Origin of the sequence: Candidatus Proelusimicrobium volucris (genome assembly GCF_959605025.1) — a bacterium.
Lineage (GTDB): Bacteria > Elusimicrobiota > Elusimicrobia > Elusimicrobiales > Elusimicrobiaceae > Proelusimicrobium > Proelusimicrobium volucris.
In genome coordinates this window covers 137,980-160,051 of sequence record NZ_CAUHCY010000001.1, presented here as the reverse complement: position 1 = coordinate 160,051, position 22,072 = coordinate 137,980, and the positions used below count along the sequence as shown (strand labels likewise).

Annotated in this window: 19 protein-coding genes; 15 read left to right on the top strand and 4 right to left on the bottom strand. The window is 46.4% G+C overall.

Annotation, left to right across the window (positions count from 1 at the left end; genetic code table 11):
- From ACQY3M_RS00750 to ACQY3M_RS00690, 13 genes are all read left to right on the top strand, one after another.
- Entirely contained in the window at positions 1-1,140 is a 1,140-nt protein-coding gene (locus ACQY3M_RS00750) for a peptidase MA family metallohydrolase (RefSeq protein ID WP_428065273.1), read from the top strand.
- Complete coding sequence (gene rsmH / locus ACQY3M_RS00745) at positions 1,137-2,018, top strand: 16S rRNA (cytosine(1402)-N(4))-methyltransferase RsmH (RefSeq protein ID WP_428065271.1); 882 nt, start codon at positions 1,137-1,139, stop codon at positions 2,016-2,018. The genes ACQY3M_RS00750 and rsmH overlap by 4 nt, the downstream gene beginning before the upstream one ends.
- Positions 2,015-2,293, top strand: coding sequence for a hypothetical protein (locus ACQY3M_RS00740; protein ID WP_428065269.1), 279 nt, complete (start codon positions 2,015-2,017; stop codon positions 2,291-2,293). Before rsmH ends, ACQY3M_RS00740 begins: the two co-directional genes overlap by 4 nt.
- Positions 2,268-3,923 (top strand): peptidoglycan D,D-transpeptidase FtsI family protein, encoded by a 1,656-nt coding sequence (locus ACQY3M_RS00735; RefSeq protein WP_428065267.1) that lies wholly within the window; start codon positions 2,268-2,270, stop codon positions 3,921-3,923. Before ACQY3M_RS00740 ends, ACQY3M_RS00735 begins: the two co-directional genes overlap by 26 nt.
- Positions 3,920-5,269, top strand: coding sequence for a UDP-N-acetylmuramoyl-tripeptide--D-alanyl-D-alanine ligase (locus ACQY3M_RS00730; RefSeq protein WP_428065265.1), 1,350 nt, complete (start codon positions 3,920-3,922; stop codon positions 5,267-5,269). Before ACQY3M_RS00735 ends, ACQY3M_RS00730 begins: the two co-directional genes overlap by 4 nt.
- Before the next feature lie 9 nt (positions 5,270-5,278).
- Positions 5,279-6,367, top strand: a complete 1,089-nt coding sequence (gene mraY / locus ACQY3M_RS00725; protein WP_428065263.1) for a phospho-N-acetylmuramoyl-pentapeptide-transferase — start codon at positions 5,279-5,281, stop codon at positions 6,365-6,367.
- Between the two features lie 4 nt (positions 6,368-6,371).
- The gene (locus ACQY3M_RS00720) at positions 6,372-7,526 is read left to right on the top strand and encodes an FtsW/RodA/SpoVE family cell cycle protein (RefSeq protein WP_428065261.1); all 1,155 of its coding nucleotides are present in this window, start codon (positions 6,372-6,374) and stop codon (positions 7,524-7,526) included.
- A 1-nt stretch (position 7,527) separates the two neighbouring features.
- Positions 7,528-8,634: a UDP-N-acetylglucosamine--N-acetylmuramyl-(pentapeptide) pyrophosphoryl-undecaprenol N-acetylglucosamine transferase gene (locus ACQY3M_RS00715; RefSeq protein WP_428065259.1), complete on the top strand. Its 1,107-nt coding sequence runs from the start codon at positions 7,528-7,530 to the stop codon at positions 8,632-8,634.
- A gap of 125 nt (positions 8,635-8,759) precedes the next feature.
- Complete coding sequence (locus ACQY3M_RS00710; RefSeq protein ID WP_428065257.1) at positions 8,760-9,650, top strand: DMT family transporter; 891 nt, start codon at positions 8,760-8,762, stop codon at positions 9,648-9,650.
- The gene (locus ACQY3M_RS00705; protein WP_428065255.1) at positions 9,647-10,495 is read left to right on the top strand and encodes an HAD family hydrolase; all 849 of its coding nucleotides are present in this window, start codon (positions 9,647-9,649) and stop codon (positions 10,493-10,495) included. The genes ACQY3M_RS00710 and ACQY3M_RS00705 overlap by 4 nt, the downstream gene beginning before the upstream one ends.
- Positions 10,489-11,076, top strand: a complete 588-nt coding sequence (locus ACQY3M_RS00700) for a cyclodeaminase/cyclohydrolase family protein (protein WP_428065253.1) — start codon at positions 10,489-10,491, stop codon at positions 11,074-11,076. Before ACQY3M_RS00705 ends, ACQY3M_RS00700 begins: the two co-directional genes overlap by 7 nt.
- 31 nt (positions 11,077-11,107) lie before the next feature.
- The gene (locus tag ACQY3M_RS00695; protein ID WP_428065251.1) at positions 11,108-12,706 is read left to right on the top strand and encodes a hypothetical protein; all 1,599 of its coding nucleotides are present in this window, start codon (positions 11,108-11,110) and stop codon (positions 12,704-12,706) included.
- A 79-nt stretch (positions 12,707-12,785) separates the two neighbouring features.
- Positions 12,786-15,239, top strand: a complete 2,454-nt coding sequence (locus tag ACQY3M_RS00690; protein ID WP_428065249.1) for a hypothetical protein — start codon at positions 12,786-12,788, stop codon at positions 15,237-15,239.
- Positions 15,240-15,586: 347 nt separating this feature from the next.
- On the opposite strand, the gene ACQY3M_RS00685 is transcribed toward ACQY3M_RS00690, so the two are convergent.
- The 3 genes from ACQY3M_RS00685 to ACQY3M_RS00675 are packed head-to-tail and all read right to left on the bottom strand — an operon-like array spanning position 15,587 to position 19,272.
- Positions 15,587-16,393 (bottom strand): TIGR00730 family Rossman fold protein, encoded by an 807-nt coding sequence (locus tag ACQY3M_RS00685; RefSeq protein ID WP_428065247.1) that lies wholly within the window; start codon positions 16,391-16,393, stop codon positions 15,587-15,589.
- A 12-nt stretch (positions 16,394-16,405) separates the two neighbouring features.
- A complete protein-coding gene (dxs, locus tag ACQY3M_RS00680; RefSeq protein WP_428065245.1) occupies positions 16,406-18,256 on the bottom strand; it encodes a 1-deoxy-D-xylulose-5-phosphate synthase in 1,851 nt (616 codons plus the stop codon).
- 14 nt (positions 18,257-18,270) lie between these two features.
- Positions 18,271-19,272: a polyprenyl synthetase family protein gene (locus ACQY3M_RS00675; RefSeq protein WP_428065243.1), complete on the bottom strand. Its 1,002-nt coding sequence runs from the start codon at positions 19,270-19,272 to the stop codon at positions 18,271-18,273.
- A 156-nt stretch (positions 19,273-19,428) separates the two neighbouring features.
- Between ACQY3M_RS00675 and ACQY3M_RS00670 the strand changes: the two genes are divergently transcribed.
- On the top strand, positions 19,429-19,878 hold the full coding sequence (locus tag ACQY3M_RS00670) for a hypothetical protein (RefSeq protein WP_428065241.1): 450 nt from the start codon (positions 19,429-19,431) through the stop codon (positions 19,876-19,878).
- 76 nt (positions 19,879-19,954) lie between these two features.
- Here ACQY3M_RS00670 and ACQY3M_RS00665 read toward each other — a convergent pair whose 3' ends face one another.
- Positions 19,955-20,779, bottom strand: a complete 825-nt coding sequence (locus ACQY3M_RS00665) for a hypothetical protein (protein ID WP_428065239.1) — start codon at positions 20,777-20,779, stop codon at positions 19,955-19,957.
- A gap of 35 nt (positions 20,780-20,814) precedes the next feature.
- Between ACQY3M_RS00665 and hydF the strand changes: the two genes are divergently transcribed.
- Positions 20,815-22,014, top strand: coding sequence for a [FeFe] hydrogenase H-cluster maturation GTPase HydF (gene hydF / locus ACQY3M_RS00660; protein WP_428065237.1), 1,200 nt, complete (start codon positions 20,815-20,817; stop codon positions 22,012-22,014).
- Positions 22,015-22,072: the final 58 nt, after the last annotated feature.

Here is a 22,072-nt window from a genome sequence, read left to right as displayed (position 1 = left end):
ATGGATATAACGAAGAAATTATACATATTGGCGATATTTTTGGTGGCGGCATTGGGTTTTTTTGCTTACCACGAGGGCCTTCTTACGGAAAGCGGCGATAAAGATTTAGCTTTAAAGCAGGCGCAGGTATCGCAGAGTTTAAAAGAGGTAATAAAGGCTGAAAAGAGCGAAAACAAGGACAGCTTTTTAAGCCAAGTTCCCGATATGCGCGTGGCTAGCAAATACCGTGCGGTAAAAGACGAAGAAAGAAAGGAGTTCAGCGTAAAGCGGCGCAAGGACGCTAAGAAGATAAATATAGATTTGCCCTTGGGCGAAGACGACGCGGACCGGGAACTTAAAGAACGTAATGAACGGATAAAGAACGTCCAGGCCGTTCTTTCCCAAATGAGGGAGGAACCCGTCCCGCCGCTGCCGGAGGGCTTTTTCTCCGCGAAGGTAAACCCGTATTTGATGTATAGGGAATATTACCCGATGACGGACGATTTTAAGGCTTTAATATCCACTATGCACACCAGCTTTTTAAGGAAGGTGGCGCCGTTTTCATTGCTTACGGACGTAAAACGTATTTTTATGATGATATTCAAGACGCGCGGCATGTACAGCGCGTATACGAAACGCCCCGATTGGAGCGGCGGCTCTGCGGACGTGTTGGGGCAGTCGATATATCTTATGGAGGGCGCTAACTTCAAGAGCAATTTTATGCACGAGCTTACCCACATCTATTACGACGGCTTTTTTGAACCGACGGCAACGCCTCGCTGGCTCAGCGAAGGGTTCGCGGTATATGTGCAGTCTTTATACCAAACTCCGCAGGAAAACGAATGGCTTAACGTATTTAGGCTTAAATTCGCCAAAGAGGAATACATCGATTTTGAGGAATTTTTAAAAGTTAAGACATTGGACGGCTACGAAAAGCCCGATGTCGCCATGTGGTACGCCCAATCTTACAGTTTGGTGAAATTTCTTTTTGAGCATTACGGCAAGGACGGCTTTTATCAATTCAGCAAGAATTTGAAAGAAGGCCTGCCGCTCGGCCGCGCGATGTTCAGGGCGTACGGTATGCCATTAAACAGCGATAATGCTTTGGAGATAGCGTGGCAGTCCAATTTAAGAAAGAAGATGGAAGGGCCCGCCAAATGACGTCATTTATCCATATCCCGATATTGGCCGAGGCAATAACGGAACTTTTGGTCCGCGATGCAAACGGCATCTATCTTGACGGAACTTTGGGCTTGGGCGGGCACAGCGGCCATATAATAAAGCGTCTGGGTGCGGGCGGGAAGGTTATCGGCCTGGATAAAGACGCCGAGGCCATAAAAATGGCACGCGAAAACGTAAATGACGAACGTCTTAAAACTTTCAATTTAAGCTATACCGAAGCGCCCAAAGCCTTGGCTTTGGCGGGCGAGAGCGGCGTTGATGGCGCTTTGTTTGACTTGGGGTTGAGTTCTTACCAGCTTGACGACGCTCAGCGTGGTTTTAGTTTTTTAAGGCAAGGCCCTTTGGATATGCGCTTTGACGGGCGCGGCGAGCTTAGGGCTTACGATATAGTTAACAAATATTCGGCCGATAAACTTACGGATATATTTGAAAATTACGGGGAGGAGCGCCAAGCCTCCAAGATAGCTTTGGCGATATGTATGGCCAGGCGGGAAAGCCCGATAGAAACGACTACGGCTTTAGCCGCTCTGATAGAAAAGACTGTCGGCCGAGGCGGCAAAATACACCCCGCGACGAGGGTATTTCAGGCTTTGAGGATAGCCGTAAACGACGAACTTGCCTGCGTTAAGGCCGCGCCGTACGTCGCTAAGGATATATTGAAAGTTGGAGGGCGGGCGGCGTTTCTGACGTTCCACTCTACGGAGGATAGGATAATCAAACGGGCTTTTAAGGAAATAGTTTCAAGCGGGGATTACAAATTGGTGAACAAGAAAGTAATAGAACCCTCTTGGGAGGAAATCAAGAAAAATCCGCGCGCGAGAAGCGCGAAACTAAGGGTAATGGAGCGGGTGAAATGAAAGTTTTTTATATTATTCTTCTCTGCGGTTTGTTCGTACTTTTTATAGCGATGGAACGCGTGCAGAAGGAAAAGACGGGCTATCAGGTTGCTACGGTTATGGAGGATATAACCTTTAAGGAAGCCCGCAACCAATATTTGCGTTATAAGATAGGGATATACAAATCGCCGCACAAGATAATAGCGGCGGCGGAGGAGGCGTCCATGCGTATAGCGGCGCCTTCGGAAGTGATAGTATTGAAGGCGGAAGATGAAGACGGTAAAAGCAAGAATTAAACTTTGCGCTTTGTTGTGTTTGCTGTTGAGCGGCGCCGTGGCAATTAGGCTGTTTTATTTGCAGACCTTTAGGCACGAGGAACTTTTGACGAAGGCGGAAAAGCGGGTTTATACTCAGACCGCGCCCGATACGGTGCGCGGGCGGATACTCGATAAGAACGGCGTAGTGCTGGCGGAGAGTTTAAGAACGTATTTTGTGGCGGTAAGCAAGCGCAACGTAAACGATAAGGACAAACTTTTTAAGGTGCTTTCCAAGGCTTTGGGCGTAAGTCGTGCGCAGCTTAACAAAACTTGGAACAGCAAGGGCAATTTTTTCTATGTAAAGAAAGACGTTACTCCTCTGGAGTACGAGGAACTGGAGAAACTGATAAACCAAGAGCGTGTGCGCGGCATAGAGATAGAGCCGCATTATACCAGGATATATCCTTACGACGGCATAGCGCAGGATATACTGGGCGCGACGAACTCCAGGAATAAGGGGCTTTCGGGCATAGAGCTTATGCATAACGACGAACTTTCCCGCCAGACCAAGTCTAAACGAGTCAAGAAGGCGCGCTACGGCGGGATAATATATGATAAAGAACAAATAGAATTTTTGGATATAGCAGATGTATATCTTACGATAGATTCTTTGGGGCAATATTATACGGAAAGCACCCTGAAGAAATACGCCGAGCAATACAAAGTAAAAAGCGCATTCGCCATTGTGCAGGACCCGAAAACGGGCAATATATTGGCGGCGGCATCGTATCCTTCCTTGGACGGGCGCAGCTTGCCTTTGCAGTTTGTCTATGAGCCTGGCTCGACCTTTAAGACGATAGCGGTGGCTGCGGCATTGGACAGCGGTGCGATAAAAATTACCGACAGATTTTCCATGGAGAATAACAAGTGGAAAGTGGACGGCATAACGATAAGGGACCATCAGGAAAAGCCGAGCCTAAGTGTACAAGAGATAATGGAAGTATCCTCCAATATCGGCGCGGCGAAGATAGCGCACGGCCTTGGCGCGCGGACGATGTATTCTTACGTAAAGAAATTCGGCTTTGGGGTAAAGAGCAATATATCATTTTTGGGTGAGCCCGCCGGAATTTTAAGGGACCATACCCGCTGGAAGCCCATAGATACAGCTAAATCCGGCTACGGCTATACGATAGCGGTAACGGGCATACAGCTGGTGTCGGCCTATTCGGCGATAGCCAACGGCGGGGCTTTAATGCAGGCGCATTTGCTGGATAAGATAAAATACGCCGACGGTAAGGAAGAAATATACGCCAAACCTTCCAAAGTAAGGCAGGTAATCAGCAAAGATACCGCCGATAAAGTGAAAGATTTATTGATAAACGTAGTGGAAAACGGCACCGGCAAAGGCGCGCGGATAAAAGGATACAGCGTAGGTGGAAAGACGGGTACTTCCGAGAAGATGTCTCAAGACGGGAAGTATCAGAGGAGCGCGCATATAGCGTCTTTCTGCGGATTTGTGCCGGCGTCCGATCCGAAGTTTACGATACTGGTTGTCTTAGACGAGCCCGAACGGGCTTTGTTCGGGGCGGTATCGGCGAGGATATTTTCGGAGATAGCGTCAAAGTTCCTTACGTTATATGCGGTTGAACCCGATAAGGAGATAGAATGAAACTCAATATAAGTTACGAATCTTTGTCTAAAATTTTGGACGGCAAATTAACGGCGGCCAACAATTCGGCCGTGCTTAATTCCTTAAGCATAGACAGCAGGACCATAAAAGAAGGGGAAGGCTACCTCGTAATCAAAGGGCAGAAACACGACGGCCACAAATTTATAAAAGCGGCCGCGGAAAAGGGGGCGAGCATTATTATCGCCGAGGAAGGCCGCGGGGAAGACGCCTTAAAAGCGGGCGTGGCGCTGCTGGAAGTCAAAGACACTTTAAAAGCCCTTCAGAAACTTGCTTTGCACCACAGGCTTAAACACAATATAAAAATAGCCGCCGTAACGGGTTCAAACGGCAAGAGCACAACCAAACAAATGTTGCTTTCAATATGCGCCCGCGCGGGTAAAACGTGCAATACTAAAGGCAATTTCAACAATCAAATAGGAGTGCCTTTGTCTATACTTGAAATCAACGAAGACGATAAATACGGCGTTTTTGAGCTTGGCGCCTCGCACAAAGGCGATATAGACGAAATCGCCTCCATAGTGCGCCCCGACGTCGCTATAATAACCAATATATCGCCCGCGCATTTGGAGTTTTTCGGCGATATGGAAACGATATATCAAACCAAGACGGAAATAATAAAATCGATAAACTCTTACGGCACTTTGATTTACAATAACGACGACGCCATGCTGCGCCGCCTTAAAACGGAATACGACGGCCGTACTTTAAGTTTCGGCTTCAGCGAGGATTCCGATATTAAAATAAAAGGTGTTGCGCCGTTCGTTTTTGATTATAGGGAGGCTTTATTCAAATCTGACATAACTTTGGAACGCCATAATGCTTTAAACGCGGCGGCGGCGTGCGCCGGCGCGATAGCTTTGGGGCTTTTCAAAGACCAAATAGAAAAGGGCATATCGTTGTATGAGCCCATGCCGCTTAGGCTTGAAGAGCACGAAAAGAACGGCTCCACTTTTATTTTGGATTATTACAACGCTAATCCCGCCTCTATGTCCAATGCCTTGGAGATATTGTCGCGCCGCGCCGAAAAGGAAGGCCCCGCCGCGGCCGTATTGGGCGATATGCTTGAGCTTGGCGCCCAATCCACCAGGTACCACAGGGAGATAGGCGAGAAGATAAAAGCATTGGGTATTAAAGAAGTTTATTTGGCGGGCAAAGAAATGAAAGCTGCCTATGAGGTCTTGCAAGGCGGGGCGGTCAAAGCGGAATACGCCGAGAATAAAGAGGCGCTTATCCCCGCGCTGAGGGAGCGCTGCAAGAAGGGCGGGCTGATACTTATGAAAGCATCGCGCGGTTTGAATTTTGAGGATTTATACAATAATCTGTAAGGAGAAAAAATGCTTTACTATCTGTCTAACCTAAAAGAGAGTTTAAGTTTTTTAAACGTATTCAACTATATTACCTTCCGCTGCGGCGCGGCCGTTCTGACGGGCCTTTTAATCAGCCTGTTGATAGCGCCTCCTATAATCAGGAAGTTAAGAAGCTATAAGATAGGCCAAGTGCAGAGGCAGGACGGCCCCAAGAGCCATCTTAGCAAAAACGGCACGCCGACGATGGGCGGGATAATAATAATAATAAGTTTGCTTTCCACGGTGCTTATGTGGGCCAGGCTGGACAATAGATTTGTTTGGTTATTGATATTTGTATCTGTAATGTTGGCTTTTGTGGGTATATTGGACGACTATACAAAACTGGTCAAGAAGAACCCCAACGGCGCGCCCAGCTGGGTAAAGCTGGTGGTGCAGATTATAACGGCCGTGGCGGTGGTGGGTTATTTGGGGGCGTATCCGCCGAACGCGATGTATCCCGACGTATTGACTATACCGTATTTTAACGGGGCTTTTATGCTTTCTTTGGGCGGATTTTATTTGGTGTTTGCGATGTTGATGGTGATAGGATCCTCAAACGCTACCAACTTGACGGACGGTTTGGACGGACTGGCGGCGGGCAGCGTGATATTCTGTGCGTGCGCTTATGCCGTATTTGCGTATTTGGCGGGCAATATCGGGTTTGCGGAATATCTTAAAATAATATACGTATCGGGCGCGGGCGAGATATCGGTATTTTTGTCGGCCTTGATAGGGGCGTGTATGGGTTTTTTGTGGTACAACTCATATCCCGCGCAAGTGTTTATGGGTGATACCAGCTCGCTTTTCCTTGGCGGGGTGATAGCGACGGCGGCGATATGCGTAAAGCAGGAGCTGATATTGCCGATAGCGGGCGGGATATTTGTTATGGAGACGCTTTCGGTAATAATACAGATGGGCTATTTCCGCGCGACGGGGGGGAAGCGGTTTTTCAAGATGGCGCCGCTTCATCATCACTTTGAGCTTAAGGGAGTGGCGGAGCCGAAGGTAATAGTAAGGTTTTGGATAGTGGGAGTAGTGCTGATGCTGATAGCTTTGGCTTCGCTTAAGATAAGGTAACTATATGGCTAGTATATTTTTGGAAAAGACAAATCTTACCAAACGCCACCGCGGCGCGATAAAGAAGAAGAGTATATTTCTTCCTCTGGACAAGACTTTGCTTTCTTTTACGGCGATAATGATAATAGCGGGTTTGATATTTACCTATTCTTCCAGCGCTTTTGATTCCTTGGCTTACTTTAAAAGGCAGATAATATTTGATGTTTTGGGCGTTTGCGCGATGTTGTTTTTGTCGCAGTATTACAGCGCTTTGCAAAAGAAATTCAGTTCGGTATGGATGTTATTTATAACTTGGGGCCTGTTGATATGGGCATTATTGCAGCCGGAGGCGGCAAATGTAAGGCGGTGGATAAATTTGGGATTTTTCAATATACAGCCTTCGGAAATAGCGAAGATGGTCCTGATAATATATTTATGCGCCTATTTGTCTAAACTGCCCGATAAACGGCGTGATAATATGCTATTGATAACGCCGGTGCTATATACGGCGATAACGGTGGCTTTAATAGTGGCGGGCAAGGATTTGGGAATACCGGTGCTTATAACCACGGTGGCTTTGGCGATATTTTTTATAGCGGGCGCACCGGTGTCGAAATTATTATATGCCGTTTTGATTCTTATACCGGTAGTTGCGATAGCGATATGGCGCCAGCCTTACAGGTTAAAGAGGGTTGTATCATTTTTAAATCCGGAGGAAGTGGCGGGCACAACCGGATATCAGCTGGTGCATTCGTTTTACGCGATCGGCTCCGGCGGCTGGTTCGGGAAGGGTTTTGGCGGATCGGATTTGAAGTTGGAATATTTGCCGGCGGCGCATACGGACTTCATTTTCGCGATAATGTGCGAGGAAGTGGGTATGATAGGTGCTTTTTTGATATTGGGCGCTTTTGTGTGGCTGTTGATACACGGCGTTAGGCTGGCGGTGAACGCTAAGGACAAATTCAACTCTTATTTAATAGCGGGCATAACATTGTGCATAACATTCCAGGCATTTGTTAATATGAGTGTTGCTTCTGGCTTGGTGCCGACGAAGGGTTTGCCTTTGCCGTTCTTTTCGTACGGCGGGTCTTCGGTAGTGGTTACGCTGGCGATGATGGGGATATTGATGAACTTATCTGCGATAGAGAAAAAGGAAGCTTTAAAGGAAGCGGGGAGATAGAGTGGAGAACGTATTTATGATAGCGGCGGGCGGAACGGGGGGACATTTTTATCCCGGTTTTGCTTTGGGCAAGGAATTGGCGTCAAGGGGGCGCGACGTAGTATTTATAATCAAACGCGGCAGCGCGAGCGCGAAACTGCTGGAGGAGAACGAGCTTTTGTATCAGGAGATAGACTTCGTTTCCATGCCGCGCGGCAAAAATATCTTTAAATGGATAGATTTTTTGTGGAAGCTTCTTCTAAGCATATTGGAGATGAAACGTTTTATAAAGAGTTATAAACCAGCCGTATGCATAGGAATGGGCGGGTACATATCTTTCCCGCTGATATTTACGGCGCATTTGATGGGTGTAAAGACGGCTGTGCACGATTCAAATGCCAAGATAGGCCTGGCAAACAGGATATGCTCGAGATTTACGGATATGTTTTTGCTTGGCCTGCCGGTGGAGAAGAAGATAAAGAACTCCTATTTGGTCGGTACGCCGATAAGGGAGGAGTTTCGCCTGAAAGCCTCTGTGGAGGAGCGCAACTATTGGACTTTCGTTACGGATTTCGCGATAAATATCTTGATATTTGGCGGCAGCGGCGGGGCGCGGTCATTGAATTTGGCTGCGGCGGCTACGGCCAAGGATTTGCTAAGCAAGACGCAGCGCCTGCATTTTCTGCACGTTACCGGCGTCCGCGACTATGAGGAGATAAAGAACATTTACGGTGATATGGAGCATGTGGAAGTTATTTCCTACGCGGAGGATATCCACGCTTTAATGAAGGCCGCCCATATAATAGTGGCGCGCGCGGGTGCGAGTTCGCTGGCGGAGATATATTCCATGGCCAAGCCCGCCGTAATAATACCCTATCCTTACGCGAGCGAAAACCACCAATATTACAACGCCAAAATTTTCGCCGACGCAGGCTGCGTGAAGCTGCTTAAGGATAGCCCCAATTTGGCCGCAGACTTGGATAGGGCTCTGCGGGAAATATTGTCATCTCCGAAGGTGATAAAGGAGATGTCTGCCAATTTCGAGAAGTTAAATCTCCCCAATCCGCTCAAGGCGGCGGGGCGCATAGCGGATATGGCCGAGGCTCTGGCAGGTGCGCGGATAAGATAGCTTTGCAATCCATTTAGGCAATTGGCGTTGACGGCAAAACTTGGATTGCGGCCTCTAGTGTAAACTAGCCTTGGAAGCTGAAAGTTTATCGGCGGGGGCATTCGCCTAAAATGTTATAATTAAATATGTCTTACATAACGCCATTGCAGGCATTATGGTCGTCGGTAATAATAACGGCGATATATCCGGTGGTCGGGAAGCTGGCTGTGGGGAGCGTTTCTCCATTGGCGATAGTTTTGCTCGGTACTTTGGGTACGGCGCTGATATATGTCCCGTGGCTGTGTAAGAAAGGTTATTGGCGGCTTTTGTTTAGGCGGGATTTGTTTTTTAAATTTGCGGCGGTAGGTTTATTCGGCACGGCTTTGCCGTATTTGCTGATATTCATAGCCTTAAATTATACGACGCCCGCGAACTCGGCGATACTCAATCAGACGGAAGTTATATACTCTTTGATACTTTCGGCTGTGTTTTTAAAGGAGTATCCTTCAAAAAAACAGCTTTTTGGCACTGCGGTGCTTATTTGCGGCGTAGGGCTGCTTTTGGCGGGCGAGGGCTTAAGCGTAAAACTTAAGGGCGATTTGATAATTTTGGCTACTGTGTGGATGTTTCAGGTATCGCATATAGCGGCCAAGAAACTGCCCGCCGATATACCGGATAATCTTATAGTGTGCGCGCGGGCTTTGTTCGGTTTTCTATGTACGGTGCCGACGGCTTTTATTCTGACGCGTTTTGACGTACCGTTTTATTGCGGATTTTCGCTCAAGAGCGTTTTGATACTGCTGTTTATGGCGGTATTCAACAATTTGATAGGCAATATATTCTGGTATAAGGCCATAAGGAATATGGCTTTGGCCAAAGCCACGGCGGTAATATTGGTGTATCCGGTATTTACGTATTTATTGTCGGCGGCATTGGGATACGATAAATTGAAGATGACACAGATTTTGGGGCTTTTGCTCGCGATGGGCGGGGCCTATATGGTAACAAACACAATAAGGAAAGGTACGGAAAAATGAAACTTGTACTATTTGATATAGACGGAACATTGTTAAACACGGGCGCGTTCGGCGTGCCGAGCTTGGCAAAAGCGGTTGAAAATATAACGGGCAAAACGCCGAAATACGATTTAAACGAGCTTATAGGAGTATCGGATAAAAAGAATTTCGCTTATATGTACAAGTGCGCGGCAGGCAAAGCGCCTACGGCCAAGCAGCTAAAAGAGGTTAAGGAAGAATATTTAAAACTGCTGCCGGAGGAATTAGAATCTTTGCAAAAGAGCAAAAAATATAAAGCCGCTAGCGGGGTAGAAGATTTTATAAAGACTTTGCTTAAATATCCCGATGTGAAGCTCGGGCTTGCCACTGGTAATGTGGAAGAAGCGGCGAAGATAAAACTGGAGTCTGCCGGCCTTGCGAAGTATTTTGTTACGGGCGGCTTCGGCTGGGACGCGGAAAAACGGCCTCAGCTTTTGGCGGCCGCGGTAAAACGCGCGGGCAAAGAATTTAAACACGCTTTTAAGCCGGAGGAGGTATTTGTAATAGGCGATACGCATTTAGACGTAATGGCTGCCAAGGAGAACGGATACCACAGCGCGGTGGTAAAAGAAGCGGGTTTAGCCGATAAAGAACGTCTTTTAAGGGCGGCCGCGGAGGCGGAAGTGGAAGACTTTAAAGACCAAGAGGTTCTGCTTGTATGGCTTGATTTAAAACAGGACCCTAAGGGAGTAGAGAAAGGCTCGTACATAATGCCCGCAAGCGCGATAGAGCATGTGTTTTTCAGCCGTACGGGGATAGACGAACAGCGTCTGAAGATGTTTAGAATAAAGAAATATTCTGATTTGGAGTCTGGCAAGATATGGTAAACAATTGGCAAAACGGAGCGGAAAGTTTTATAGACGCGGTGTCATCGGGCAGCGCTACGCCGGGCGGCGGGGCTGTGGCGGCGTTTTCGGCTGCTAGTGGGTGCGCGCTTACGATGATGGCTATATCGGTAACTATGAAGATGAAAAGCACCGCCCCTCAGAGCAAGAAGGAACTAAACGAGGCTTTGGACGAATTTATATTGCTTAGGGACGCTTTAAAAGAGTGCGCGGAAAAGGATGCCGACGCTTATGAGGAATATATCAGCGCCAAGAAGCTGCCCAGCGGCAGCAAAGAGCGTGAGGAGTATGTAAAAGCCGCGTTGGAACAATGCGCGAAAGTGCCTTTGGAAACGGCCTTAAAAGCGGTTAAAACTTTGCAGATGACGGAGGAAATCTCACCCAAGATAGCGCCCGTGATAAAGCCCGATATAGAATGCGCCAAGATAATGCTTAGGGCGGCGATAGCGTGTGGCGTGGAAAATATAAAAGCCAATATGCCTTATATTAAAGAAGCGGACTTTAAAGAGGAGTTGGAGAAGAATATAAATTTCCTTAAACCGTTTTATGAAAGCATTTCATAAACGGCGCAAATGTAGTATATAATATATAAGTATGAAAGAAGAGAAATCAGTCAAAACGTTTAATGCGGAAGAAGCGGTTTCCGGGGTGCTGCCGAAAGCGGGCGGATTGGAAATCGGCCTATTGGCTATGCGTTTTACAGACGGGGAAAAAGTCGCGGCCATGAGCAAGACCGTAGAAGAAATACGGCGCGATATACTTTTGCCCGAAGGGATCGAAGGCGATTATATAATAGCCAAAATATTGTTAAACGAGATTTCTCTAAAGGCGGGGCAGGCTAGGGTGGAGATATTGCTTTCCGCCCGTGCGGTATCTGAGCTTTGCTCCAAATTGTCGTTGGACGCAAAATACTTCAGGTTGCTTTTAAACGCTTACGGGAGCGTCTGCTGCGAGAAGAATTTCATAAAGCGCTGGGGGGAGCTGTCGGCCTCTTTTGAGGGGGAAATAGATTTTAATTCTAAGGAAGCCTCCAAGATAGTCGACGCAATGCTTGCCGAAGCCGAAAAATTGGAAGAGCAATCTCCCTCGGTAATAGAAGATAATGTAAAGTATCTTAAGGCTTTGGCGGAGAGCAAGAAATTATCTTCCGCCGCGGTGAATGCGTTATCGGACTATTATACCCAGCCGTGCTGCAAAGCGCTAAAGCCAGTATTTGAAGAGGCTTTGCAAGAGATAGCGAAAGCCAACCCCGATTTTGCCTGGTCGCACGAATTTGCCGCGCGCGTATTGCTTTTGAAAATGACTTCGCAGGAAGCCGCCGGCGCGGCCGTTTTGGCTAAAGAGATAAAATATAATATTTTGCCGGACGATTTGCAGCTTCTCGCCTTTAAATATTTGAAGTTGAAAACCCCCAAAGAGATAGCGGAAACTTTGGACGCCGTCTTAAAGCGACTTCCGTATGCTGACTATCCCGAAGAGAATTTGGCGCTTGCCTTTAAAGTTATGACGGACGCCAGCAACGACACTTTGCTTGCGGCGGAGCGGGAAGCGAGTTATAACCGCGGCAAGAAGCTGTTTTTGCGTTCGGTATCAAGCAATAAATATTTCAACGGATATGAGGATTTGATAACGTCTGCTTTTTACGGCAAGACGGATAAGGAAGGCGTGGAAGAGCGGTTCGTTTCTATTTTGAGGAATTTGCCGCATAATAAAGACATATACGAAAATGCCGACATCGGCGTAAAAGTGCTATTGGGCAAGATAGCCGAAGCCGACGGCGAAACACAGGCTTTGTTTAGGAAGGAAAATAAAGTTTTGTACAGTGCAGGCAGTTTGGAAAGCGAGGCGGTGGAGCGTTATTTGGGGACTAAAGACCGCGGCGAAGTGTTGGCATTTCTGCGCGGGCGATTGGCGGGCTATGATTTTTGGAAGAGCGACGAATCCAAATACGGTTACGCTTTAAGTTTGCTTGTAGGTGAACTAAACGGAAACATAACGGCTTTTGCGGCGTCGGTGGGTTTGGATATGCTTCAAAAGGGCTGGCCGGAGCAAAGTGTAGATACGACGATAAAAGCTTTGCCGGTCAACAGTAATTTTACCAAGCAGAGCATATTATCGGCTTATGAAAAATTTTACAAAGTATCAACCGATCACGAGGACGCGGCGAAAAGAGTTGCAAATATGCTTCAATAAAAGGAAGATATTATAGAGAAATTTAACTGATAATTTGCTAAACTGTTCTCTAAGGGAAATTAAAACAGCAGAGGGAAAAATGAGATATTGGGTATATATAAATGACGAGGTATTACCGCAGCCGTATGAAGCGGAAGCGCTGTCAAGCATACCGGGCTTTGACGCACAGACGTTAATCTGCCCGGAAGAAACGCCTGAAGGCGGAAATCAGGAATGGACGTCCGCTGGCGAACTTATAAATTACGGGGCACAGGATGCCGTTCAGCCGGAAGAAACCGTGGAAACGGCCCAAAACGACGAGCAAGATATTTACGATGCTTCAGGCGAGTATACGCCGGAACCTTTGCCGGAATCTTACGGCAGGGAAGATAGTGCGGAGGCGTATTCTCAAAAAGAACAAATTTTGCTTGACAAAATAGAGTACCTGATAAATGAAGTGGCCGAACTTAAAAAAGATATAGCAAATTTAAACTATACGGCTTCTATGACGATGTATAATTCCTCGACCTCTGCGGGCGAGAAGAAAAATGTCCCTTTAGTAAAAGACGCGCTTGCTTTGAAAGCCTTTCAGGAAGAGCCGCTAATCCCGATGAACGAGGGCGATATCCCAGAAGAAAAAATTGCTCTTTCCAAGATACATCAAACCAATGAAGGCGAACCCGTTGTTTTGAAGGCCTCTGCGGACGATAATTTACCCAAAGAAATTCCCGATAGCGATGATATATTGGAATCGGCGATAGAGAATACGATGCGTCTAAAAGCCGTGCCCGCAAACAGCGGTGCGCCGGTGGCTTTTGATTTGGCCTCTAAAGAAACGATAGAAATATCTTCGCCCGAGGAAAAAAAGTCCTCTGAGGAAGAAAAACCGGCGGAAGAGCCTTCCGAAGAGAAAAAACAGGAAAATAAAGTTGAGGGAAAAACTTTAAAGGAGAAAGAAGTAAAGGCGGAAGAAGCTCCGCAAGAGGAATCGGAACCTGAAAAAGTTGAAGAGGAAAAAGAGCTTCCCGCCAAAGAAACGACGGAACAGGAAGACACTGTGACCGATGTTAAATCCGAGCCCGAAGATGTTGAGGCCGAAGCCGAAATATTGGAAGTAGCTTCAGTCGGCAATAGAGAAGAAGAAGCGATTTTAAAGACTTTCGCCGAAGAGAAAAAGGAAGAGGAAAAAAAGAAAGAAAAAGCGGACAAAGAGCTTGAAGAAATTGAAAAGAGCTTGGAGCGTGATATCGATGCTATAGCCGAGCCCGTAGAAGAAGAATCCAAGGAGCCAGCTTTTGAGCAATTATCTGCGGAAGAAGTTGAGACAACGGAACAGTCATACCCCGCAGCGGAAGAACATCCACAAGAGGAAGCCTTTGAGCAGGAAACACCCGTAGAGGAGCCCGCTTTGCCTGTCCAAGAGGAAGCAGTAGCCGAGCAGGAAGAAGTTCCCGCTCAAGCGTCGGCCACGAACGGAGAGGAAGAACAAGTAAATTCCCTTGAAGAACTTACGACCCCGCCGGCAGGCGAGCAAGTTTCTCAGCCTGAGCAAGGGGAAGAGCCTGCCGGTACTATGCAAGTGGATAATGTGGACGACAAATTCCTTAAAACTTTTACCAGCAGTATAGAAGAAGTCTTTTTGGATCAGCCTACGTCCATTATATCTGACTATGTTCCGCCGACCATAGCTTCGCAGGATAACCCTTTGTATGACGAAAACGACGCGACCGCGCCAGCCGCTCCCAAGCCGGGAGTGGAAGCCCAAGCCGGAATGGCAGATTTAAAAAATCAACCTGCCGCCGCGGAAGACAGTTCTTCCGTCAGACAGGTTAAGAGAATAAAACCCGCGGCTATAAAGACGGTTCCTATGGTCGCGGCCGGTGATCCTATCGGCGCAGATTACAATACTCCCAACATAGAAGAAGCTATCGCTGAGCTTAGCAATCCCTCGCCTTTTATGAAAGGGCTAAAGGCTTTCGGTTTGATGATGGTTCTGCTGTGTGCGGTATTGGGCTTTGTGGCGGTATTGGCCATGATGGGCATATTGCCAAAAGAGATGAGCCCTGTCCATTATATAATAGATAAAGTTTCCGGCCCCGCCGTAGAGGAAACGCTGGACTTGGAAGGAGAGACGGCCGTTCAGGAAGAACCGGAAGAAAGCCCTGAAGAAATGGTAGCCAACAATATAATTGCCAACGTAAAGAACTATACTTTTGTTGACGGTTCCACGTTGGAACAGAAAATAAACGCCGCGCATAGTAATTTCTCTCAGTTAATACAATGGAGCGCGGAACCCTCCGTAGATCCTTCTTATTATTCGATAGCGGTAAAATTGCCGCCAAATAATGAAGGATACAGCTTGACATATCGTTTCAGCTATAATACTACCGACGGCAGTTTAACGCCGACGACTTCGGAATCGAATAATATAATGACGTTTATCGTTCCGCCCGCTATGATGCAGCAACAAGCGGCAAATACGGCCGCAGCACCCGTTGCGGCGGCCCAGGCGCCAGCAGGCGGGCCTAGGCCTTCTTCCGCCAGAGGCAGATAAATAAAAATAAAATATTATTTTAAAAGCCGCGTTTAAAAGACGCGGCTTTTTTATTTATTGTGAAAATCCCAAGCTAGGCCTATGGATTTTTATTTTATTTGAAAAACAGTTCACTTTTCAATTCCGCACTTTGAATTAAACTATTTCTTGATAGTAAATTCCGTTTAACTCCTTTTGAAATAGATATATAAGTGTATTTTCTCGAATAATTGAGTTTTAAAGGGGAAACCTTGTCTGTTATAATGTGGGGAGGCGTCTTATAGGATATTTTGTATGATATTGGGAAGTTGTGAAGTCCAATAAAAAACGCGCCGCTTATATTAGCGGCGCGTTTTTTTGTATATCTATTATTTTATTTTATAGCATTTGGCTATGATGTCCCAAGCCTCGTGAGGTGTTTCGACTACTTGAAACTGGTCTTCTTTGGAAATTACTCCATACTCGGCCACTTTGTGTATTTTGAAGATATCGTTCCAAAATTCTTTACCTACGAGTATTATCGGTATTTGGCTTTTTTTGCCCGTTTGCACCAGGGTAAGAATTTCAAACATTTCGTCAAAAGTGCCGTATCCGCCCGGGAATACCACAACCGCTTTTGACCTCATTACCAAGTGCATTTTGCGTATTGCGAAGTAATGAAACAAAAACGCCAAACCTTTTGTTATATATTTGTTGGGGAATTGTTCCATCGGCAGAGTTATGTTAAACCCTATGCTTTTGCCGCCGTTTTCAAAAGCGCCGCGGTTGGCCGCTTCCATAATGCCGGGGCCGCCGCCGGTTACTATGGCAAATCTGTTTTTGCCTTTCTTTACGGCCAAGGCCGTAAATTCTCTGGCATAGTCGTAGTATTTGGCAAGTTTAAGCAGGCCTTCGGCTTCAGCCAGACGATGTTTTAAAGCGGCTTTCTTAGGTTCTTTTTTTATTTGTTTCTTTATGTCTGCTATGCGCTTTAGAGATTCTTTTTCCGGCCTTATTCTCGCGCTGCCAAAGCATACTATACCTTCTTTTATACCCGCTTCATGCAGTACGACTTCGGGTTTAAGAAGTTCCAGCTGCAGCCTTACGGAGCGCGCCGCATCGCTTTTTAAGAATGCGATGTCTTCGTAAGCTTTAGTGTAGGAATTTATAAACGGTGGTTTCTTTTCTTTTTTCATTTATATGCCGTCCTATTTAAATTTTTTCAGCGCCGCTTTAGCTATTTCCTGCGCCGAGAGGCCGATATCTTCGTAAAGTTCGGCCTGTTTGCCGTGTTCCACAAATTCGTCTTTAATGCCTAGCCTTAACAAATTGGCCTGCAGATTATTGTCCGCCAGCGTTTCGGCTATGGCCGATCCGAAGCCGCCCGCCAGAACATTATCCTCAACGGAAATCAAATTCGGCGAGATTTTCAAAGCGTCTTTTATTATCTTTACGTCCAGCGGTTTGGCAAAGCGCATATTTATCACGCCAGCGTTAAGCCCATGCTTTTTAAGCAGATCAGCCGCTTCAAGCGAGGGGTAAACCCTGTTGCCTATGGCGAGTATGGTAAGATCTTTGCCTTTTTTTAGCCATACCCCTTTGCCGATTGGCAGAACTTTCATTTCCTCGTCCAGGGCGACGCCTTCGCCCGATCCTCTGGGATAGCGGAGTATGAAAGGCTTTTTACAGTCGAAAGCCGTTTTCAAAAGGTGTTGGAGTTCGTTCTCGTCAGAGGGCGCGGCGATTATAAGATTGGGAATATTCCTAAACAAACTTAAATCGAACACGCCGTGGTGCGTGGGGCCGTCCTCGCCGACTATGCCCGCCCTGTCCAAAGCAAATACAACAGGCAGATTTTGCAGGCAGATGTCTTGTTGGATTTGGTCGTAACACCTTTGCGAGAAAGAAGAATATATGGCCACTATCGGTTTTATTCCCTGCGTGGCTAAGCCCGCGGCGAAAGTGGCCGCGTGTTCTTCGGCGATGCCAACGTCGTAATATCTGTCTGGGTGTTCGTCGCGGAAGGCATTAAGGCCCGTGCCTTCCGGCATGGCGGCCGTAATGGCGGTGATGTTCCTATCTTCTTTAGCCAGCTTCAGCAAAGCGTCGGAAAAGGCTTTTGTATAGGTTATCTTATCGGATTTGCCGATGGTTTCGCCGGTTTCCGCGTCAAATATGCCCAAACCGTGGTATTTTGTCGGTTTTTGTTCGGCGGGGGGATATCCTTTGCCTTTCTTGGTTACAACGTGCAATATGACTGGGCCCGGTATATCCTTGATTTTTGAAAGTACGTCCGTCATTTCCGCTATATCGTTGCCGTTGACGGGGCCGTAATATCTAAAACCCAATTCCGCAAACAGCGCGCCCGAAAATAATATCGATCTTGCCCTGTACGCCAATTTAAGGGCATTGTTGCCGATTTCGAAATTGCTCATAAATTTTGTCGCTTCCGTTTCGGCCGCGGTAACGTATTTTGCCGTAAGAAGTTTCGTAAGGAAACTGCCCAAGGCTCCAACCCTCTTGGAGATAAACATTTGGTTATCGTTTAATACTACCAACATATTGGGTTTTAGCTGGCCCGCGTTCTGCAAAGCCTCATAGGCCAGGCCGCCCGTCATACATCCGTCGGAAACTACCGCCACCACTTTATGGTTTTGCTTTTTTTGGTCTCTGGCCATGGCCATACCCAATGCGGCCGATAAAGCGGTGGAAGCGTGCCCCGCGCCAAAGGTATCGTAAGGTGATTCGTAAATCTTTAAAAATCCGCTTAGGCCGCCTTTTTTGCGGATAGTGTTGAACTTAGCCAGCCTGCCCGTAAGTATTTTATGGGCGTAGGCCTGATGGCCTGTATCAAATACTATTTTGTCTTTCGGAGTGTTAAAAACGTAATGAAGCGCCGTAATAAGCTCTACCGCGCCAAGGCTCGAGCCCAAGTGCCCGCCCGTTTTGCTGACGGTATTTATAATCGTTTGGCGGATCTCTTCGCACAGCTGCGGAAGGAGGTTGGGGTCTATCATGCGAAGTTGTTCGGGTGATTTTATGGAATCAAGGATTTTCATTGTAGGTTCTCCGTTTAATAAGATCTGCTGACGATAAACTGCGCCATATCGTATAAAGGTTTAAGTTTATCTTTCTTTGCCGTTTTAAGAGCGTCTAAAGCGGCGTTGGCGTCTTTTAACGCTTTAAGGGCGGCTTTTTTGCTTTCTTCCAACCCGTAAAGGGTGACGTAAGTCAGTTTCTTGTTTTGAGCGTCGCTGTTGGATTTGCCAAGCTGTTTCTTGCTGGCGGTGACGTCCAAAATATCGTCTACCACCTGGAACGCGAACCCTATCGCGGCGGCGTATTTGCCGATCAGTTTAAGGTCTTTCTGCTCCGCGCCAGCAAGTATCGCGCCCATTTCCACCGCGGCCGTTATTAAAGCGCCCGTTTTATTTTTGTGGATATAGCTTAACAGGGATTGGGCGGAAACGTCTTTGGCCTCGCTCGGCAGTAAAAAGTACTGTGGGGTTTTCCCTTTGAAATATTTAGTCGCGGTAAGTTTTGAAGCGCGCTTGCTCTTGCCTTCCAAAATGCCTTCCGCGTAAACGTCGGCTACCTGCCCGCCTATCATTCCGCTGACTCCTCCATAGTAGGATAAAGCGTATGCGGCTTTAGCGGCCCTTTCGTATCCTACGGATTTATTTGCGCCGTTTTTTAATGCCGTTTGAAAAGCGTAAGTCAAAAGAGCGTCGCCCGCCAAGAGGGAAAGATCCTCACCGAACACCTTGTGATTGGTGGGTTTGCCTCTTCTTAAATCGTCGTTATCCATAGCGGGGAGATCATCGTGTATTAAGGAATATGTGTGCAGCATTTCCACCGCGCAGGCGGCGGGCAGTACGTCGGTATTTTTCAAACCGAAAGCCTCCGCCGCGGCCATAAGAAGTATCGGCCTTACGCGTTTGCCGCCCGCGTTTAAGGAATAAGACATTGCGTCTATTATTATCTGCGGAGCGTTTTTTATTTGTTTTATGTTTTTGCTGAGAGCGTTTTGTACTACAATAGCCCTCTTGGCGAGGTATTTTTGAAATTGGTTCATTTGCTTCTCCTATATGGTATACCTAAATGTATTATATATAAACTGAGGGAAATAGGAAAACAGTTTTTTTTGCTTTGACAATTAAATAACCTTTTTATATTATATTTTAAATTCAGTTTTGTTTTAATCGGGACTTATTTAAAAATTGGAGAAGATATGAAGGTAATAGCATTAAGGGGAAAAAGCAATACCGGCAAAACAACCGTGAGCAGGAAATTGGCGGAAATATTGATTTCAAACGGGGCCTCTTACAAGATGTATCCCAATAAGATTGATAAATATTTACAAGGGGAACTATCTCCTCTGCCGAATGGGATATGGCCAAGAGTGGATTTTATTATGGAGTGTTCTTTTAAAGGCAAAGAAATAGGTTTGGCCAGTGTAGGAGATTATTCGGAATATTCCATGGCGATGTTGACTTTTTGGAATAAACGGGGGAAAGATTTAATAGTGCTATGCTGCCGAAGCAGGGGAAGGGCGGTAAATCGGATAAAAGAGGAAAAAGATTATGCCTTTGTAAAAATGGAGAAAGTGACGGGGGGTGAAAACTGGCAGGCTTACTGTTTGGCGAAAGCCACCGAGATATTTGAAAAATATATCGCCTAAATTAAGTTTTGCTTTATTCCTGCGATAAAAAACGCGGCCTTTTGAGGCCGCGTTCTTTGCTTTTTAAAACTATGGTCTAGAAAGTTATACCTACTTTTAAACCGTATTCCCTTGTTTCGTTTTTCGGCTCTATAAAGCTGTAAACGTAATAAGCGTCGGAAATTAAAACCTCTTCTGAATTTTGGATATGCCAGTATCTTATGAACGGCTCTACGAATATCCCGAATTTGTCAAACTGCTTTTCCAACTTGACGCTGCCTCTTAAGCCATAGCCTTCTTCTTGATCATTGTATATATCAACTTCGGCTATTCCTTTTGAGGCTTGTTTTCCTGAAAGCAAAACGTCCAACTGGCCGTTGGCAGAGAGGCTCCACCCCTTGGAAAAATCCTGCTTTAAATTAAAGCCTACAGGCAGGTAGATATAGGTGGATTCCCTTCTGTATCCGCTGTCGCCCAAGTCGTCTAAACGGTCTACCAGATGCCTGGCGCCCAAACCCAAGTATGGCCATAAAGAAAGCCCATTTTGCGTTAAGTCATAAACCGCACCGGCAGTTACAGCGCCTTCTATATAATAATCGCCTATATTGCTGCCTTTAAATGGTGTTCCGTCCTGTAAAAAACCGTCATAGTCGGTGTCACCCTGCATATAGCGCAGTTCCAAACTCAAGAAACTTCTGTCTGAAGAGAAATCTTCCGCAGAATCCGAGAACAAGCCTCTGCCGGTATATTTCGCAGAAACGCCGTACATAGTTCCTGTCCAGTGCGGCGGATATTCTATGCTTGGTTCTTTATAGCTGTAATCTGAAGTTTCAAATGACAGCGCAAAATTATGCTTTTTATTTTGGGCATTAGCAGGTGCTATGACCAATAAAGCCAAAATGGCAAGTAAAAGTTTTTTCATTATTTTATCCTCCGATAAAATTATACAATATAAATATGGATAAACTGCATATAGGCATATACGGAAGCATAAACAGCGGGAAAAGTTCCCTAATTAACAGATTAAGCGGGCAAAATACCGCCATAGTTTCGCCGGAGCGCGGCACCACTACCGATCCGGTCCGCAAACTTATCGAGTTGGACTCTTTGGGCCCATGCGTCCTTACCGATACCGCGGGTATAGACGATAATACTGTTTTATCGTCCCAGCGTGTGGGTAAGACTCTGCAAACTCTGGAACTGATTGATATTGCCATTTTGGTTATAAGCTGTGGAGTAATAGGCAAAACGGAGCGAAATCTTTTGGATTTGTTTGCCCAAAAGAATATACCTTTTCTGATAGTCAACAACAAAAGCGATTTGCCAAACTTTAAAGCCCCCGATGAATTTAAAGATAAGACCGTAAATTTCAGTGCGTTAAAGTCGCCCGACGTTAAGGATATACTGTCGGCTTTGGGGCGGCTGCGGCCGAGTGCGGGCAAAGACGTCCTCCTTGACGATAAAATCTCACGCGGCGATATAGTCGTTCTTGTCTGCCCCATAGATTCCGCCGCCCCTAAGGAGAGGTTAATTTTACCCCAAGTAAAAGCTATAAGAAATATTTTGGACAACAATGCCGTAAGCGTAGTATTGCAGACGGGCGAGCTTGACGGATTTTTAAAATCCAATCCCAAAGTTAAGCTGGTGGTTACGGATTCGCAAGCCTTTAAGGAAGTGAGCGAGATTGTTCCTCAAAATATACCGCTTACCAGCTTCAGCATGCTTTTTGCCAGGCTTAAAGGGAATCTGGATTTGTATTTGGAAGGTGCGGAACATTTAAGCGGGCTTAAAGACGGCGACAAGGTGCTTATATTGGAATCGTGCAACCACAGCGCGCTTACCTGCGAGGATATTGGGCGCGTCAAATTGCCCAAACTCATAAGCGCCAAGAGCGGTAAAAAGCTTGAATTTAAAATAATACCCGGCCTTGAGCCTCTGCCGGAAAATCTGAAGGAATATGCTTTGGCTGTTCAGTGCGGCGGCTGTATGGTGACCAAAACGCAGCTTTCGCGGCGTATTTCAGCCTTAGTTAAAGCTGGGGTTCCCGTAAGCAATTACGGAGTTATGATAGCTTTGTGCAACGGTATATTGCCCAGAGTGTCGGAACTGTTTAGGAAAAAACATTCGACGAAAAATAATATCCTTGATAGGGCTTGATTTTTTTGCTAAATTTAAGAATAACTAAAGTATAAGGTGTATTGCGTGAAAAGTAGGG

Excerpts from the sequence above, each read along its gene's own strand:
- ACQY3M_RS00750 (WP_428065273.1), top strand. The coding sequence starts at position 1 with ATGGATATAACGAAGAAATTATACATATTGGCGATATTTTTGGTGGCG.
- rsmH (WP_428065271.1), top strand. The coding sequence starts at position 1,137 with ATGACGTCATTTATCCATATCCCGATATTGGCCGAGGCAATAACGGAA.
- ACQY3M_RS00740 (WP_428065269.1), top strand. The coding sequence starts at position 2,015 with ATGAAAGTTTTTTATATTATTCTTCTCTGCGGTTTGTTCGTACTTTTT.
- ACQY3M_RS00735 (WP_428065267.1), top strand. The coding sequence starts at position 2,268 with ATGAAGACGGTAAAAGCAAGAATTAAACTTTGCGCTTTGTTGTGTTTG.
- ACQY3M_RS00730 (WP_428065265.1), top strand. The coding sequence starts at position 3,920 with ATGAAACTCAATATAAGTTACGAATCTTTGTCTAAAATTTTGGACGGC.
- mraY (WP_428065263.1), top strand. The coding sequence starts at position 5,279 with ATGCTTTACTATCTGTCTAACCTAAAAGAGAGTTTAAGTTTTTTAAAC.
- ACQY3M_RS00720 (WP_428065261.1), top strand. The coding sequence starts at position 6,372 with ATGGCTAGTATATTTTTGGAAAAGACAAATCTTACCAAACGCCACCGC.
- ACQY3M_RS00710 (WP_428065257.1), top strand. The coding sequence starts at position 8,760 with ATGTCTTACATAACGCCATTGCAGGCATTATGGTCGTCGGTAATAATA.
- ACQY3M_RS00705 (WP_428065255.1), top strand. The coding sequence starts at position 9,647 with ATGAAACTTGTACTATTTGATATAGACGGAACATTGTTAAACACGGGC.
- ACQY3M_RS00700 (WP_428065253.1), top strand. The coding sequence starts at position 10,489 with ATGGTAAACAATTGGCAAAACGGAGCGGAAAGTTTTATAGACGCGGTG.
- ACQY3M_RS00695 (WP_428065251.1), top strand. The coding sequence starts at position 11,108 with ATGAAAGAAGAGAAATCAGTCAAAACGTTTAATGCGGAAGAAGCGGTT.
- ACQY3M_RS00690 (WP_428065249.1), top strand. The coding sequence starts at position 12,786 with ATGAGATATTGGGTATATATAAATGACGAGGTATTACCGCAGCCGTAT.
- ACQY3M_RS00685 (WP_428065247.1), bottom strand. The coding sequence starts at position 16,393 with ATGAAAAAAGAAAAGAAACCACCGTTTATAAATTCCTACACTAAAGCT.
- dxs (WP_428065245.1), bottom strand. The coding sequence starts at position 18,256 with ATGAAAATCCTTGATTCCATAAAATCACCCGAACAACTTCGCATGATA.
- ACQY3M_RS00675 (WP_428065243.1), bottom strand. The coding sequence starts at position 19,272 with ATGAACCAATTTCAAAAATACCTCGCCAAGAGGGCTATTGTAGTACAA.
- ACQY3M_RS00670 (WP_428065241.1), top strand. The coding sequence starts at position 19,429 with ATGAAGGTAATAGCATTAAGGGGAAAAAGCAATACCGGCAAAACAACC.
- ACQY3M_RS00665 (WP_428065239.1), bottom strand. The coding sequence starts at position 20,779 with ATGAAAAAACTTTTACTTGCCATTTTGGCTTTATTGGTCATAGCACCT.
- hydF (WP_428065237.1), top strand. The coding sequence starts at position 20,815 with ATGGATAAACTGCATATAGGCATATACGGAAGCATAAACAGCGGGAAA.